The 15,470-nt window shown below is 70.0% G+C and carries 14 protein-coding genes and 1 riboswitch; of the genes, 6 read left to right on the top strand and 8 right to left on the bottom strand.

All coding sequences use genetic code 11. The features are described 5' to 3' along the window. Positions 1-265: 265 nt before the first annotated feature. On the bottom strand, positions 266-1,222 hold the full coding sequence (locus RE421_RS07945; protein WP_309816970.1) for a LysR family transcriptional regulator: 957 nt from the start codon (positions 1,220-1,222) through the stop codon (positions 266-268). 161 nt (positions 1,223-1,383) lie between these two features. Between RE421_RS07945 and RE421_RS07940 the strand changes: the two genes are divergently transcribed. Further along, positions 1,384-2,418: an ABC transporter substrate-binding protein gene (locus RE421_RS07940; protein WP_309816967.1), complete on the top strand. Its 1,035-nt coding sequence runs from the start codon at positions 1,384-1,386 to the stop codon at positions 2,416-2,418. Positions 2,419-2,504: 86 nt separating this feature from the next. After that, positions 2,505-3,794: a hypothetical protein gene (locus RE421_RS07935; protein WP_309816964.1), complete on the top strand. Its 1,290-nt coding sequence runs from the start codon at positions 2,505-2,507 to the stop codon at positions 3,792-3,794. 148 nt (positions 3,795-3,942) lie between these two features. Here RE421_RS07935 and RE421_RS07930 read toward each other — a convergent pair whose 3' ends face one another. Genes RE421_RS07930 through RE421_RS07920 form a run of 3 tightly spaced genes read right to left on the bottom strand, consistent with a single transcriptional unit; the run spans position 3,943 to position 7,741 of the window. Next, a complete protein-coding gene (locus RE421_RS07930) occupies positions 3,943-5,307 on the bottom strand; it encodes a YibE/F family protein (protein ID WP_309816962.1) in 1,365 nt (454 codons plus the stop codon). After that, complete coding sequence (locus tag RE421_RS07925) at positions 5,307-6,335, bottom strand: GNAT family N-acetyltransferase (RefSeq protein WP_309816959.1); 1,029 nt, start codon at positions 6,333-6,335, stop codon at positions 5,307-5,309. The genes RE421_RS07930 and RE421_RS07925 overlap by 1 nt, the downstream gene beginning before the upstream one ends. A gap of 14 nt (positions 6,336-6,349) precedes the next feature. Further along, a complete protein-coding gene (locus RE421_RS07920; RefSeq protein WP_309816956.1) occupies positions 6,350-7,741 on the bottom strand; it encodes a glycine--tRNA ligase in 1,392 nt (463 codons plus the stop codon). Between the two features lie 174 nt (positions 7,742-7,915). On the opposite strand from RE421_RS07920, the gene RE421_RS07915 reads away from it, so the two are divergent. Next, a complete protein-coding gene (locus RE421_RS07915; protein WP_309816953.1) occupies positions 7,916-8,203 on the top strand; it encodes an RNA-binding S4 domain-containing protein in 288 nt (95 codons plus the stop codon). A gap of 2 nt (positions 8,204-8,205) precedes the next feature. Here the strand turns inward: RE421_RS07915 and RE421_RS07910 are convergent, their stop codons facing one another. Beyond that, positions 8,206-8,943 carry an alpha/beta hydrolase-fold protein gene (locus RE421_RS07910; protein WP_309816950.1) on the bottom strand — a complete coding sequence of 246 codons (738 nt, stop codon included), beginning with the start codon at positions 8,941-8,943 and terminating at the stop codon, positions 8,206-8,208. A 62-nt stretch (positions 8,944-9,005) separates the two neighbouring features. Between RE421_RS07910 and RE421_RS07905 the strand changes: the two genes are divergently transcribed. Beyond that, a complete protein-coding gene (locus RE421_RS07905) occupies positions 9,006-9,869 on the top strand; it encodes an SGNH/GDSL hydrolase family protein (protein ID WP_309816946.1) in 864 nt (287 codons plus the stop codon). Between the two features lie 19 nt (positions 9,870-9,888). Here RE421_RS07905 and RE421_RS07900 read toward each other — a convergent pair whose 3' ends face one another. After that, positions 9,889-11,010 (bottom strand): homoserine O-acetyltransferase, encoded by a 1,122-nt coding sequence (locus tag RE421_RS07900; RefSeq protein ID WP_309816943.1) that lies wholly within the window; start codon positions 11,008-11,010, stop codon positions 9,889-9,891. Positions 11,011-11,026: 16 nt separating this feature from the next. Beyond that, positions 11,027-12,403 (bottom strand): O-acetylhomoserine aminocarboxypropyltransferase/cysteine synthase family protein, encoded by a 1,377-nt coding sequence (locus tag RE421_RS07895; protein ID WP_396134622.1) that lies wholly within the window; start codon positions 12,401-12,403, stop codon positions 11,027-11,029. 56 nt (positions 12,404-12,459) lie between these two features. Then, positions 12,460-12,574: riboswitch (SAM riboswitch) on the bottom strand. Between the two features lie 177 nt (positions 12,575-12,751). On the opposite strand from RE421_RS07895, the gene RE421_RS07890 reads away from it, so the two are divergent. Further along, positions 12,752-13,402: a VOC family protein gene (locus tag RE421_RS07890; protein WP_309816938.1), complete on the top strand. Its 651-nt coding sequence runs from the start codon at positions 12,752-12,754 to the stop codon at positions 13,400-13,402. Positions 13,403-13,416: 14 nt separating this feature from the next. On the opposite strand, the gene RE421_RS07885 is transcribed toward RE421_RS07890, so the two are convergent. Continuing rightward, positions 13,417-14,298, bottom strand: coding sequence for a CPBP family intramembrane glutamic endopeptidase (locus RE421_RS07885; RefSeq protein ID WP_309816936.1), 882 nt, complete (start codon positions 14,296-14,298; stop codon positions 13,417-13,419). A 61-nt stretch (positions 14,299-14,359) separates the two neighbouring features. On the opposite strand from RE421_RS07885, the gene RE421_RS07880 reads away from it, so the two are divergent. Beyond that, positions 14,360-15,445, top strand: a complete 1,086-nt coding sequence (locus RE421_RS07880) for a phosphotransferase (protein WP_309816932.1) — start codon at positions 14,360-14,362, stop codon at positions 15,443-15,445. The last annotated feature ends 25 nt before the right edge of the window (positions 15,446-15,470 follow it).

Here is a 15,470-nt window from a genome sequence, read left to right as displayed (position 1 = left end):
CGCCCGCGAAGGATCAGGTCGTCCGGGTGAGCGCATCGCCGGCCGCAGTGCCCGATCTGCACGCCACTGCCGACGCGCACCCTCTGGCACATCGCTGGTCTTCTTCCTCCAGTCCGCCGTCGCCATCGTTGAACACCTCCGCAGTCAGGAGGGTGTTGCGACGACCGGTTGAATCCGCCCAATATCCGCGCACCGAAGAGGGACGCTATCAGCGGACCCTGCTCGTAGATGCCGGCAACGGACCGCACGTGGCGCCGAGGGACGGCTAGGAGACAAACCAGCTGTCGTCATAGTCGCCGATGTGTTGCGGGTAGGGATAGGCGGTCAGCGCTTCGGTGATGACGTGGCGGAGCCATTCGACGGGAGGAGAGGGCGCGACCCTCCGAAGGGTGTGCAGGCCAACGTGTCCGGGTTCGAGGGAGACGGGGAGGATGAACTTCCGCACCGGGCTGCGTTTGACGAACATGTCTCCAAGGAACAGCGGCACCACGCAATAGGACTGGGTGGCGACAAGCGTCTCGTCCACTACCGAGTAGTTAGGCAGGGCGATGCCGGACTCCCGGCCGCCGTGCAATCGGCTCAGGGTCTGTTCCACGTGCTGGTGGCCGAGGGCCCCAGAGACCACGATCCGCTGTTCGGCCGCCAGATCTTCAACAGTGGGCGATGAAGAGAGCCGGGGATGCGTCTCAGCGCAAACGCCTACATACGGCATGTCCATGAGATGGTCACGGACCACTACATCCGGCGAGAAGGACGGCACGGCGATGGCCCCGTCGATCTCATTGCGGCGCAGTTTGTCCTCGAGCTGGGCGACGTCCAACAGGGTGACTCCGACCTTGGCCTGGGGTGCCTGGTCTTGGATGGCTCGCACCACGAAGGAGAACAGGGCCATGAGCGCCAGATCGGTCATCATCAGGCGGAACGTGCGGGTGGTCTCGGATGCCCGGAACACGGTGGCGCTCTGCACGACCGAGTCCATCAACTGGATGGCCTGGAGCATGTGGGGATACAGGGACTCAGCCACTGGGGTCGGCATTAATCCCGAGCGGCCACGCAGGAACAGCGGGTCCGAGAACAGCTTCCGCAGCTTGCCCAGGGCGTAACTGACCGAGGGCTGACTGATGTAGAGCACCTGCGCGGCCTCGGTGACACTGCGGGTCTCGTAGACCACCACGAAGGTCCGCATCAGATTCATGTCGTATCCCGGGTCGGTGGTATCCAAGATCCCCCTGTCGAACGCTTCTATAGACCAATCCGATGAACAATTCAGTTCTTTTGATTGGATCAATATCAGGGTCGATCCTACCGTTGATCCCAGAGTGCTCTCCATCACAACCATCTCGCTCCGCCCCCCCACGGAGCCCTGCCCACCGAGGTGAAATCATGGGTCTTTCCCTGCGTTCCGAGCGCCACTCCAGCATCCCGTGGACGGCCGCGGCCGCCGCCCTCCTCGCGCTATCCCTGACGGCCTGCGGCGGTGGTTCCCCCTCCGGCGACGCTCCGTCGTCCACTTCTACGGCAGACGAAGCCGGCACCTCGGGTGAGGTGCAGAAGGTCACCGTGGGCGTCATGCCCTTGGTGGACCTGGCGCCGCTGTACCTGGGAGTCGACCAAGGCATCTTCGAGAAGCACGGCCTGGAGCTGGAGCTGCAGGCTGCCCAGGGCGGCGCCGCCATCATCCCTGCCGTCACGAGCGGCCAGGCCGACTTCGGCTTCAGCAACCCCACCAGCCTGTTGATCGCAGCCTCCAAAGGACTGGATATTAAAGTGATCGCCCCGGGCGGATCCAGTACTGGAGACGAAGCCTCCGACTACGGCGCCACCGTGGTCCTACCGGAATCGGATGTCGAGTCCGCTGCGGACCTCGAAGGCCATACCGTGGCGGTGAACACCCTGAACAACATCTCCGACTCCACCGTCAAGGAGGCCGTGCGTCAAGCCGGCGGAGACTCCTCGGCGGTCGAGTTCGTGGAGATGCCCTTCCCAAACATGGTGGCCGCCGTGGAGCAGGGCACCGTTGACTCGGCCTTTCTCGTGGAGCCCTTCCTGACGATGGGCCTTGCGGAGGAGATGGAACCGGTGTTCTGGAACTGGATGGAGGTGTCCCCGGACCTGATGGCCTCTGCCTACTTCACCACCGGGGCCATGGCCGAGGACGACCCCGAGCTGGTCGCCGCCTTCCAGGAGGCGATGGCCGAATCCGCGGACTACGCCGAGGCCCACCCTGACGAGACCCGTTCCATCCTCGACACCTATACCTCCATTCCTCCGGAGGTCGCGGCAGAGCTGCGATTGCCCCGCTGGGTGGACGAGGTCAATACCGATTCCCTCGAACGCCTGATTCAGATCAGCAGCGAGGACGGACTGCTGGACGGGAACCTCTCCGTCGAGGACGTGGTCCTGCCGGGCGCCCCGTGACGACCCGCCGGCCGGAGGCACCCAGGGTGTCGGCCGGCGTCGGGTTATTCCTAGACCAACACCACAGACCAAGGAGAGAAAACCAGATGGCTTACACCGTTCAGGACATGCGCCGAGGACCCGAGGGGTACGCCTGGAGCCGCTTCGGTTTGCCCGAGTACACCGACTGGATGGACGAGAGTCTGTCCTGGAAACAGTCCTGCTACATCGGCGACTGGTCCTTCCTCTGGCAGCACCGCTTCACGGGCCCGGATGCCCTGAAGCTGATCGCGGACTTCACCGTCAACAGCTTCGAGACCTTCGAGATCGGGCAGTCCAAACATGCCGTCCACACGAACAAGGACGGCAAGGTCATCCACGAGGGCGTGCTGACCAAATTCGGTGAAGAGGACTACATGGTCCATGGCCGCGGCGGCTATTGGCTGACCTTCAACCTGGAGCGCGGTGACTACGACGCCCAGGTTACCCGCGATGACTGGTTCATGTACCAGGTCTCCGGACCGAAGGCGATCAAGGTGTTGGAGTCACTCACCGACGCTGAGGTGCTGCTAAGTGCGAAATTCATGCACGCTGTCCCCGTGAAGATCGCGGGGCATGACATCTTTGCCCTGCGCCAGGGCATGGCCGGCGAGCTTGGCTTCGAGCTGCAGGGCCCGAAGGAGTTCGGGGAGGACGTCTACCAGGCCGTCCTGGACGCCGGACAGGAGCACGGGATCCGCAAGATGGGTGGGCGCATCGCCATGATCAACCACCTCGAGGCTTCCTACCCGACCATCGCCACCGACTACATCCCGGCCATCTTCGATGAAGACATGACCGACTACATGGAGTACTTCCTGGCCTCTATGCCCTCGTTCGCTCAACCGGCTTACATCGCCGGCAGCTTCGAGGGCCAGGACCCCGCGGAGTACTACCGCAGCCCCGTCGAACTCGGCTGGGCCAAGGTTGTCACCACCCGGCGCTCGGACTACCTCGGAGCCGAGGCACTGGCTGCGGAGAAGGCGGCGCCACGGCGCGTGCTCCGGACCCTTGAATGGAACGCCGAGGACGTAGCCGCGGTTCAGAACTCCCTGTTCGGGGAAGGCGAGCACTACGACTTCATGGAGATGCCCCGTGACCAGCGCGGCTACATGTGGTGTGACCGGATCGAGGTCGACGGGGCTCTCGTGGGAACCGCGACCTCCCGTGGATACAGCTACTTCTTCCGCAAGATGCTGTCCTTGGCGACCGTGGACATCGACCATGCAGAGGTCGGTACACAGGTCACCGTGATCTGGGGCGCCCCCGGCCATCCACAGAAGTCGATCCGCTCCGTGGTGCAGCCCGCCCCGTACAAGGAGGACCGCTCACGGGGCAGATTGCGAGACTCGGTCTGACGACCGGTTGACCTGCCACTCCCTCTCTGGAATCTCGGCAGGCCTCCTATGTGACGCCTATGTCCGTGGAGAATCCTGCCACACCGAACTTTGCGGGCAATGGTTACCGTTGACCATTGCCCGCAAAGTCATGTCCGGGGACTTGGGATCAAGGTACGCGGGGCCAATGAGGGTCCGAGGCAGGAGCGGCCGCCGGCTCTACTGCGGGGCTGCCCGCCTGCACCGCGGTGGCCACGCTGACCGCGATGCCCGTGGTGACCGGGATCGCCAGGACCAGGCCGATGGAGCCGACCAGGATCCGCACGATCTCCTCCACCAGCTCCCCGGACATCAGGGTGTCCCACAGGCTGCGGTCATACAGGGAGACCACCATCAGCACCGGCAGGGCGGCCCCCGCGTAGGCGAAGGCGATCGTGTAGACGGTGGAGGCGATGTGGTCCCGCCCGATCCGCATCCCGGAGGCGAACAGCTCCCGCCGGGACGCGCGCGGGTTCGCGGCCCGCAGCTCCCAGACGGCAGAGGCCTGGGTGATCGTGACGTCATTGAGCACGCCGAGCCCGGCCACCAGCAGCCCGCACAGCACGATCCCGGACAGCCGCACCTCCGGAGCCACGGTGGCCAGGATGTAGGAGTACTCGTCCCCCAGCCCGGTCAGGTACGCGGCGTCCGTGCCCCACAGGGCCAGCACGGCGGTGAGGGCCAAACCGATCAACGTCCCCAGCAGCGCCGTGGTGGTGCGCAGCGAGAAGCCGTGGGCGAAGTAGAGCACCACGAGCATGATCAGCCCGCAGCCCACCAGCCCGACCCAGAGCGGCGGCCCGCCCTCCAGCAGCGCCGGGAACATGAACACGAACATCACGGCGAAGGCCAGCCCCAGGCCCACCACGGCCCGCAGCCCTCGCCAGCGCGCCACGGCCACCACCACGAGCGCGTAGAGCAGGGCCAGCAGCACCACGGGGACGGTGCGCTCGAAGTCGACGAACACGAAATTCTCGGCGCCCTCGGCGTTGCCGCCCGGCAGTCCGGACAGGTCGAGGGCCTTCAGCCGGTCCCCCACCGCCACGTCCATCGAGGCGCTGAGGGAGCTCGGGATCGGCACCAGCGCGCGGTCCGTCCCGCCGCCGTCGGGGTCCACCACGGCGTCCACGCACTGCACGTGCGCCGCCTCCGGGTCCCCGACCATCCCGCCGCCCGGGGTCTCCAGGGTGGCCGCCTCGGGCCCGCAGTCCCGCGGCAGGACCTCGGTGACTGTCCCGGTCACCATCGAGATCCCCTGGCTCGTGCCGTAGGGATCGGCCAGGGAGATCTCCCGGTGGGCCCCGGAGGGCCAGAGCGCGATCATGGCGCCGATCAGCACCACCGCCAGCGGCACGAGGATCGCGGTGAGCGCCACGACCACCCGGCGGTGACCGCGGCCGTCCGGCCCGGCCCCGGTCAGGACCTCGTCCGCCGCGGGACCGGCCGGCAGCCCGTGCCCGTGCCCGTGGTGGTCCTCAGGAGTCGGCTGCGGCATCAGTCGGGATCGGTGGCCCAGATCCGCGTGTCCAGCAGCACGCGCGCGTGCCCGGTGGCCACGAGCCGGTCGAGGACCGGGGTGAGGACGTCCATGGCGTCATCCACCTCGAGCTGCACCGGGTACTGGGTGGTCAGCAGGGCCAGCAGGGCGACGGCCGCCGCCTGGGCGTCCGCGGGGGCGAGCTCCGGGTTGCAGCCGAGCAGCACGTCGGTGGGGTCCTCCGAGCGCTCGGGCGTGTAGGAGATGGCGAAGGCGTCGACGGCCCCGCCCCGGTCCTTCGGCGCCGGGCGCAGCACCACGGCGCCCGAGGCCCCGGTGGACGGCCCGAGCAGCAGCTGCTGGGCCCGCCCCACACTCATCTCGGCCGGGTCCCAGCCGTGGGTGGCCTCGTAGAACGCGGCCACCGCCCGGGTCAGCTCCACCGAGCCCGTGGCCAGGTCCTCCACGGTCAGCCCCGTCCCGTCCAGTTCCGGCGCCGTGATGGACCCGGGCCCGACGGCGATGCGCCGGGACCGCTGCACCGGCGCGAAGCCCTGCCCCGCCAGGAAGGCCGCGGCGGGATGGTCGGCCGGGTCCAGGGCAGCGGCGTCCGCCGCGGACTCGGGCAGCTCCGTGGGGACGACGGCGAAGCGCGCCTTCAGGTCCACAGCCTCGACCGCGCCCTCGTCCCGCGCCGCGTGGGCCTCCTGGCGGAGGGCGGCCAGCAGCGCGGTCGCGATGCCGCGTCCGCGCTGTTCGCGGGCGGTCTCCGCGTAGAACCAGAGGCGCCGCGGGTGCACGGAGGAGGCGTAGACCACGGCCGCGGCCACGGGGATGCCCTCGTCCTCGGCCACGAGGCAGCGGGCCCAGGGCTGCCGGTCAGGGCCCTGGCCGTCGCTGGAGGGCCGGAGCATGGCCCGGTCCTGGTGGTGCTGCGCGTCGGCGGGGTCGCCCCACACCTCGAGCAGGCGCAGGTCGTCGCCCTCGGCCCACGGCCGGAGGGCGACGCCCGCGGGGAGTCCGCGGCCGGCGTCGTGATCTGTCATCTGTACCGGTCCCCCTACTTGGACAGCCGCTCGAAGAGCCAGCCGCGCACCTTGTCCAGCGGGACCCGCTCCTGGGACATGGAGTCGCGTTCGCGGATGGTGACGGCCTGGTCCTCGAGGGAGTCGAAGTCAACGGTGATGCAGAACGGGGTACCGATCTCGTCCTGGCGGCGGTAGCGGCGGCCGATGGCGCCGGCGTCGTCATAGTCGATGTTCCAGACCCCGCGCAGCTCGTCCGCCAGGCGCTTGGCGGTGGGCACCAGCTCCTCCTTGCGGGACAGCGGCAGCACGGCGGCCTTGACCGGGGCCAGGCGCGGGTCCAGGCCCAGGACGGTGCGCACGTCCGTGCCGCCCTTGGTGTTCGGGGCCTCCTCCTCGCGGTAGGCGTCCACCAGGAAGGCCATCATGGAGCGGGTCAGGCCGAAGGACGGCTCGATCACGTACGGGGTGTAGCGCTCCCCCGAGGTCTGGTCGAAGTACTGCATCTTCGTGCCCGAGCCCTCGGTGTGGGAGTTCAGGTCGAAGTCGGTGCGGTTGGCGATGCCCATCAGCTCGCCCCACTCCGAGCCGGCGAAGCCGAACTTGTACTCGAGGTCGATCGTGGCCGCCGAGTAGTGGGCGCGTTCGCCGTCCGGGACGTCGAAGCGGCGCATGTTCTCCGGGTTGATCCCGAGGTCGATGAACCAGTTCCAGCAGGCCTCGACCCAGGTGTCGAAGTGCTCTGTGGCGGCCTCCGGGTGGGTGAAGTACTCGATCTCCATCTGCTCGAACTCGCGGGTGCGGAAGATGAAGTTGCCCGGGGTGATCTCGTTGCGGAAGGCCTTGCCGATCTGCCCGATGCCGAACGGCGGCTTGCGGCGGGCGGCGTTGACCACGTTGAGGAAGTTCACGAAGATCCCCTGGGCGGTCTCGGGGCGCAGGTAGTGCAGGCCCTCCTCGTTGTCCACGGGGCCCAGGAAGGTCTTCATCAGCCCGGAGAAGTTCTGCGGCTCCGTCCACGCGCCGCGGGTCCCGCAGTCCGGGCAGACGATCTCGTCCATCCCGTCCGTGCCGCCCTCGGGCTTGCGGCCCTTCTTCTGCTCGAAGCCCTCGATCAGGTGGTCCTGGCGGTGACGCCGGTGGCAGGAGGTGCACTCGACCAGCGGGTCGGTGAACGTGGCCACGTGCCCGGAGGCGTTCCACACGGGCGTGGGCAGGATGATGGAGGAGTCCAGGCCGACCATGTCCTCGCGGCCGCGCACGAAGGTGTTCCACCACTGCGTCTTGATGTTGTCCTTGAGCTCCACGCCCAGGGGACCGTAGTCCCAGGCGGAGCGGGAACCGCCGTAGATCTCTCCAGCCTGGAAGACGAAGCCGCGCCGCTTCGCGAGGGAGATGACCTGGTCGAGGGTGGTCTTGGGGGCCATGGAGGCATCACATCCGAGTCTGTTACTTCGGCCGCTGGCTGCGGTCGCGCACTGGGGCCGGCGCCCTCGAGGGACGGCGGCGCGGGGGTTACCGGGCCAGTCTAGGGCCGATGCGCCGCGCGGGCCGCACCGCCACTGGTGCACCGGCACGGTACTTCGGGCCACAATGGAGGCATGTCCGAGCAACCTGCCCCCGATCACCACGGGAACCACCGTCATGCGCCCCAGGCGCCGGCCACGCACCCCGCGCCGCTGGAGATCCGCGACGAGGTGATCCGCCTGGGCCAGGCCCTCAAGCTGGCCAGCCTGGTGGAGGACGGGGCGGATGCCCGCGTGGTGATCGAGGCCGGGCTGGTGCAGGTCAACGGCGATCCGGAGACCCGGCGCGGACGCCAGCTGCACCACGGTGACGTGATCGAGTTCTCCGGGGAGGCCGTGAAGGTGGTTCCGGCCGGGCGCTGAGGCTACTTCACGGTGTAGTCGAGGAACTCGCCCACGTGCCGCAGCTCCTGCGGGCCGATCCCGTGGCCGATCCCCGCGTAGAGCACCTTGGTCATGTCCACATGCTCGTTCATCCAGGCGTGCGTGTACTCCACCTTGTCCTGCGTGATCACCGGGTCGGCCTGGTCCCGGCCCCAGAAGACCTTCGGCTTCGCGGCCTTGACCGCCTCGTCGTCGAAGAAGCCGGCCAGCGGGCCGGTCCCGGAGACCTCGGAGGGCACGACGCCGGCCCCCGGCTGGGTGGCCTGCGCACCCGGTGCCATGGCCGGGTCGACGGCGAACCCGGAGAGCCCGACCACGCAGGCGTAGGCCTCCGGCTCCCGACGCAGCAGGGACGTGGCCATCGCCATGCCCATGGAGAAGCCCAGCAGGGAGGTGCTGGCGAAGTGCGATCGCTGCGTGGCAACCCACGCCTGGAGGTCCTCCACGGCGGCGCGCACGGCCAGCGGTGACGACTGCAGGGAGTTGGTCAGCGGGAACCACGTGTACCCGCCGTGGTCCATGGCCAACGGCGCCCGGACGGAGGCGATGGTGAACTTCTCCGGCAACTCCGGCACGATCCCGAACAGGTCGTTCTCGTCCGCACCGTAGCCGTGCAGGACCACGAGCAGGTGCGTGCCCGCTCGCTCGGCCTCGGGCCGGGACCAGCGGACGAACGGCTCGGTGGGTGCAGCGTAGGAGGGGTTCTGTGGTTCGGTCATGGGTCCCAGCGTAGGCGAGGAGCGAAGTGACCGCCGGGTAACCCAAGACCTAGGATCGAGGCATGTCCGAATCCCCTGCCGCACCCCACCCCGGTGACTCCCTGCACCCGGTCCACCCCTGGCGCCGCTACGTGGCCCTGGGAGACTCCTTCACGGAGGGGATCGGTGACCCTGACCCGGACCGGCCCGGCTACCACCGCGGCTGGGCGGACCGCGTGGCCGAGGAGCTCGCGCACCGGGTCCCGGGCGAGGAGGACTTCTCCTACGCCAACCTGGCCATCCGCGGCCGGCTGATCGACCAGATCGCCGCCGAACAGGTCGAGCCGGCCCTCGAGCTGAGGCCCGACCTCATCACCGTGTGCGCCGGCGGAAACGATGTGATCCGCCCGGGCGGGGACCCGGACGCCATCGCCGTCACGCTGGACGGCCTGGTGGGCCGGCTGGCCTCCGGCGGGGCCACCGTGGTGGTCTTCACCGGCCCGGACATCCGGGACACCCCGGTGATGGGGCGGATCCGCGGCAAGGTGGCCATCTACAACGAGAACGTGCACACCGTGGCCCTGCGCCACGACGCCGTGGTGGCGGACCTGTGGGCGCTGCGGGACCTGACCCGGAAGGACATGTGGGCGGCGGACCGGCTGCACTTCTCCCCCACCGGCCACCACACGATCACCGCGATGGTGCTGGAGACCCTCAACGTCCCGCACGACCTGGTGCCGTTCGAGCCCAAGCCCGCGGTGCAGCGCACGTGGCGGCAGGCCCGGACCGAGGACGTGCACTGGGCCCGCGAGCACCTCATGCCCTGGGTGCTGCGCCGGCTGCGGCGGCAGTCCTCCGGGGACGGCCTGGCCCCCAAGCGCCCCCTGGCCGAGCCGCTGTTCGGCCACCCGATGGTCCGGGGCTCCGCCGCGGACGAGCAGCGCTAGCGGCGGGGCTGGCGGCGGGCTACAGCCCGAGGACCCTCGTCATCTCCGCCGCCACCTGGTCCAGGTCCGTCAGGAAGCCGTCGTGGCCGATCGGGGAGTCGATCATGAACACGGGGGCCCGCCCCGGCAGCTGGCGTGCCAGCTGCCGGGACTGTCCCGGGAAGTACAGGCGGTCCGACTCCACGGCGGCGATGAACGGCGTGGCGGTGATCGCGGCCAGGACCTCGGCCTCGGTGCCGCGGCCCCGGGACACGTCGTGGCTCATGAGGGCCTCGGTCAGCACGAGGTAGCTGTTGGCGTCGAAGCGCTTGACGAGCTTGGCCGCTTGGTAGTCCAGGTAGGACTCCACCTGGTAGCGCCCCTGCCGCCGCAGCGGCTGCCCGAAGGGATCCTCCTCGGGCTGGGCGCCGCGGCCGAAGCGGCCATCCATGTCCGGCTGGGACCGGTAGGTGATGTGCGCGATCTTGCGGGCGATGCCCAGGCCGCCGTCCGGCGTCGGGCCCGGGTAGTAGTCCCCGCCGCGGAAGTTGGCGTCCAGCGTGATGGCCTGGATCTGGGCTTGGGCGAAGGCGATCTGCTCGGCGGTGGAGTGCGCGCCGCAGGCGATGACCGCCATCCCGGTTACCCGCTCCGGGTAGGTGGCCGCCCACTCCAGGGCGCGGGCCCCGCCCATGGACCCGCCCACGACCGCCTGCCAGCGGCGGATGCCCAGGGCATCGGCCAGCCGGGCCTCGGCGTGCACCGAGTCCCGGATGGTGGTGAACGGGAACCGCGAGCCCCACGGGGTCCCCTCCGGGTCCAGCGACGACGGCCCGGTGGTCCCGTAGCAGCCGCCCACGATGTTGGGGGCCACCACGAACCACCGGTCCGTGTCGATGGCGCAGCCGGGGCCGACGACGCCCTCCCACCAGCCCTCCTCCGGGATGGCGGTGGAGGAGGTCACGTGCGTGGAACCCGTCAGGGCGTGCAGCACCAGCACGGCGTTCGTGGCCTCGGCGTTGAGCGTGCCCCACGTCTCGTAGGCCAGCTCCACGTCCGGCAGGTGGCCGCCGGTCTCGAAGTCCAAGGCGCCGATGCGCTGGGTGTGCAGGCCCCCCTCGGGCAGGGCCGTGGCCGCGTGCTGGGCGGTGATGGCGGTCATGCTCTCGACTCCGTCCCTAGGCGCTCACGTCGGCCGCGGCGAATCCGTTGTCCAGGTCGGCCAGGATGTCCTCGATGCTCTCCACGCCTACGGACAGCCGCACCAGTCCGGGCGTGACGCCGGCGGCGCGCTGCTCCTCCTCGGTGAGCTGGGAGTGCGTGGTGGACGCGGGGTGGATCACCAGCGAGCGGACGTCGCCGATGTTGGCCACGTGGTGGTGCAGCGTCAGGGCGTCCACGAACCGGGCGCCGGCCTCGCGTCCACCGGCGATCTCGAAGGACACGAACCCAGCCGGGCCCTTCGGCAGGTACTGCTTCGCCCGCTCGTGCCAGGGGCTGGAGGGCAGTCCGGGGAAGATGACGGACTCGGCCAGGGCGTGGTCTTCCAGGTACTCGGCCACCCGGCGGGCGTTGGAGACATGGCGCTCCATGCGCAGGGACAGGGTCTCCAGGCCGAGGTTCAGCAGGAACGCGTTGAACGGGCTGATGGCGCTGCCGTAGTCGCGCAGCAGCTGCACGCGGGCCTTGAGCACGAAGGCCAGGTTGGCGCCGAGGATCCCGTCCACGCCGAGGTCGCGGGCGAACACGATGCCGTTGTAGGACTCGTCCGGGGTGTTGAACCCGGGGTACCGCTCGGGCTGGGAGGCGAAGTCGAAGGTGCCGCCGTCCACGATCACCCCGGCCATGGCCGCCGCGTGGCCGCCGAGGTACTTGGTGGCGGAGTGCACCACGATGTCCGCGCCGTGCTCGATCGGGCGCAGCAGGTACGGGGTGGCCAGGGTGTTGTCCACGATCAGCGGCAGCCCGGCGGCGTGGGCGGCATCCGCCACGGCGCGGACGTCCAGCACGTCCCCGCGCGGGTTGCCGAGGGTCTCGGCGAAGAACGCCTTGGTGTTGTCCCGGATGGCGCCCGCCCACTCGTCCACGTTGTCCGGGTCCTGCACGAACGTGGTGGTGATCCCGATCTTGGCCAGCGTGTGCTTGAAGAGGTTCTGGGTGCCGCCGTAGAGGGAGGCGGAGACCACGATGTGATCCCCGGCGCCGGCGAGGTTGAGGATGGAGAACGTGGTGGCGGACTGGCCCGAGGCGAGCAGCAACGCGCCCACTCCACCCTCGAGCGCGGCGATCTTGCCCTCCACCGCCTCCTGGGTGGGGTTGCCGATGCGCGTGTAGATCGGGCCGAGGTCCTTCAGGGCGAAGCGGTCCGCGGCGGTCTCCGCGTTGGGGAAGTCGAAGGAGTTGGACTGGATGATCGGCAGCACGGTGGCGCCGTAGGGATTCTCCTCCGGGATGCCGGCATGGACCTGTCGGGTCTCGAAGCCCCAGGTGCTGGGATCGGTGGCGTCCGTGGCGGGGGTGTTGGTGGTATCGGTCAAGTGACGGCTCCTGTCCATCCAGGGCCACCCGCCGGAGCCGGCGGGCGTGATCCGTCAACCCGCTGCGCCGTGGTGGCCCGCGCTTGCCAGTGCCGGTCGGCACCTGCCAGGTCCTCACCCGGGGCACCCCACCGCGAGCTGGAGGGTTGCCGGCCAGCAAGCCGGGGCTCGATGCTGGCACTCATGACCTCTGTCCAGTGTGCCAGATCGGCCCGGACGATTCATCCCCCTGCGTCGCAGCGTGACGGGGGGCGGGACGGAGGTGCGGGGCGGGACGCGAGACCGCTCGTGCCTGTGATCCCCGCCACATTTCAAGTGAGGTTAACCTAACCGGTGCGAGGTCGAGGAAAGTGCGACGATAAGCACATGATGCGCCTGGATCACGTCTCGTACGCCGTCGGACCCGACGAAGGACTCGCCGCCACCGTGGCCCGACTGGCCGATGCCCTCGGCATCGAGCGGGTCAAGGGCGGTGTGCACCCCCGCTTCGGCACCCGCAACGCGATCTTCCCGCTGCGCAACCGCCAGTACCTCGAGGTCGTCGAGGTCCTGGACCACCCGTCCTCCGAGAAGGCCCCGTTCGGCCAGGCCGTCCGCGCCCGCTCCGAGATGGGCGGCGGCTGGATGGGCTGGTGCGTGGCGGTGGAGGACCTCGCCCCGTTCGAGGAGCGCCTGGAGCGCCAGTCCGTGCCCGGCAACCGGAAGTTCCCGGACGGCCGCGAGCTGACCTGGCGCCAGATCGGCATCAAGGGCCTCATCGCGGACCCGCAGGTGCCCTACCTACTCCGCTGGGATGACGGCACCGAGGAACTGCACCCCTCCCAGGCCGCCGAGCCGCAGGCCGAACTGGCCTCCATCACCATCGCCGGTTCCCGGGACCGCGTGCGCGACTGGCTGGGCCTGGACGATCCGGAGGAGAAGGTCGGGGACCTCAACGTGGTCTTCGAATCCCCCTCCGGCACCCCGGGCCTGCTCGAGGTCACCTTCCAGACGCCGAAGGGCGCCGTCACGCTCTAGGGACGCTGCGCGGCTCAGGTGCCGAACAGGCCGGCCGCCGCCAGGAGCGGGTAGGCCACGAAGCCCGCGGCGTCCAGCAGGAAGTGCGCCACCACGAGCGGCATCACCCTCTGGTACCTGAGGTAGAACGCCCCGAAGACGAGCCCCATCAGCAGGTTGCCGATCCCCGGCCCCGCCCCCTGGTACAGGTGGTAGGCGCCGCGCAGGATGGCGCAGCCCACCACCACGGCTGCGGGGTTCAGGGGCGGATAGGCGCCGCTCGCCCAGGTGCGCAGCCCGCCGTGCGCTCCGGTGGGACCGCCGGGCCGGCTCGGGTCCGCCCCGGCGCGCAGCTGCTGCAGGTAGCCCAGCCGGTCGAACAGCCAGGCCACCACGATGACCTCCTCCAGCAGGGAGTGGCGCAGCGCGGAGAGCAGCAGCACCGGCGTGGTCCACCAGTACTCGTTCAGCGCGCTGCCGACGATCGCGGTGGTGACGCCCGCAGCCCGGCCGGCCGCGTAGACCACCAGGGTGCCCAGGCCGATCGCCAGGAACAGGCCGGCCCCCCAGGCAGCGTCCCGGCCCGGGCGGCGCAGGTCCAGGCCGAAGGTTCGGAACGGGTTGCGCCCGCGGATCCACACCAGGTGGAGCACGAGCAGCACCGGGACCAGCGCGAAGCCGATGTCCAGCACCTGGTAGGTGAGGTCGAAGAACTGCCGGTCGTCCAGCGCCGGGTTCAGGGTGGTGGTCTGCCCGGACAGCGGCGCCTGCGTCCACTTGTCGATCAGGTTGACGATCGCGTAGACCGCCGAGCGCCCCAGGGACAGCGCGAGGATGATCACGATCTCCCAGCGGACGGTGCGGGCCGAGGGCGGGGCGGTCTGGGCGGGCCGGGCCGGCCGGTCGGTGGTGGTCACCGCACCAGTGTAGGAACCCGCCCCGCCGGGGCCCTCGCGCGAGCCGCGCTACCGTGGATCCATGGCCACCGCCCCGACCCCCGACGACGTCGCCGCCGCCCGCGCCGCGGCCTCCCGGCCCCTGGCCGCCGCCCTCGCCGCTGACAGTGGACTCGCCCGCCGGCTGGCGGAGGCGGATTGGCCTGCCGGCGTGATCGACGAGGGCGGTCAGTTCCACCGGGTGCTCGTGCTGCCCGGCGTGGGCGCCGTGCGGATGACCCGGACCCACGAGGCCGCGGCCCTACTCAGGGACCGCATGGCCACCCTGCAGATCCTCAGCACGACGGCGGCGCTCCCCTTCGCCGTGCCCGTGCCGCTCACCGAGGTGGTCGGGGAGGCGGACGGACTGCCGGCGGGGATGGCCGCCGTGGTGCAGCAGTACCTCCCGGGCGGGGCGCACCCGCCGCACACCGGCGAGGTTCCGGTGCTGCGCGAGCTGTGCCGGACTCTCGCTGGCATCGACACCACTCCCCTGGCCCCGTACCTCGGCCCGCCGTTCACCTACCGTGGCCCCTGGACCGCGGAGAAGGTGGCCGCGGTGCGGGCGGTGCCGTCGATGCTGGCTGCCTCGCACGGGCCTGGCCTCTGGAGGGACGGCTCCCCGGATGGCCCCGGTGGAGCGGTCTCCGTGGACCGCTGGGCCGAGACGGTGGCGACCCTGACCACCACGCACACCGCGTGGACGGAGGATCCGGTGGTGCCGCCGTCGCTGGTGCACGGGGATCTGGCCGGGCACAATATGCGGTGGCAGCGTGCCGCGGCCGGACGGGACGGCGATGATGAAGGGCGCTGGCACCTGACCGGGATCCTGGACTGGGACCTGGCCGCCGTGTGGGACCCGGCCCTGAACCCGGCCTACCTGGCGCTGTGGCACGGCGAGGAGAAGCTGGAGGTCATCGCCCGGGACTCCGACGAGGCCTTGCGGGGACGGGTGTGGCTGGGATGGATGGCCCTGGAGACGATCTACGACGCGTCCCTGCGCGAAGGCCCGTCGAGTGAGATCCCCCCGCCGAACTGGCCCAAGCTGCTGCGCAAGGTGCTCCCCCGGATCGAGCGGGCAGTCGCCGCGCTGGAGCGGCGGGGCTCCGGCCCGCCAGCGCGACGGTGACTGGGAGCCGGCACCAGAACTGCAC

Source organism: Citricoccus sp. I39-566, from assembly GCF_031432995.1.
GTDB classification, from domain to species: Bacteria; Actinomycetota; Actinomycetes; order Actinomycetales; family Micrococcaceae; genus Citricoccus; species Citricoccus nitrophenolicus_A.
This window is presented reverse-complemented; position numbering and strand designations above follow the sequence as displayed.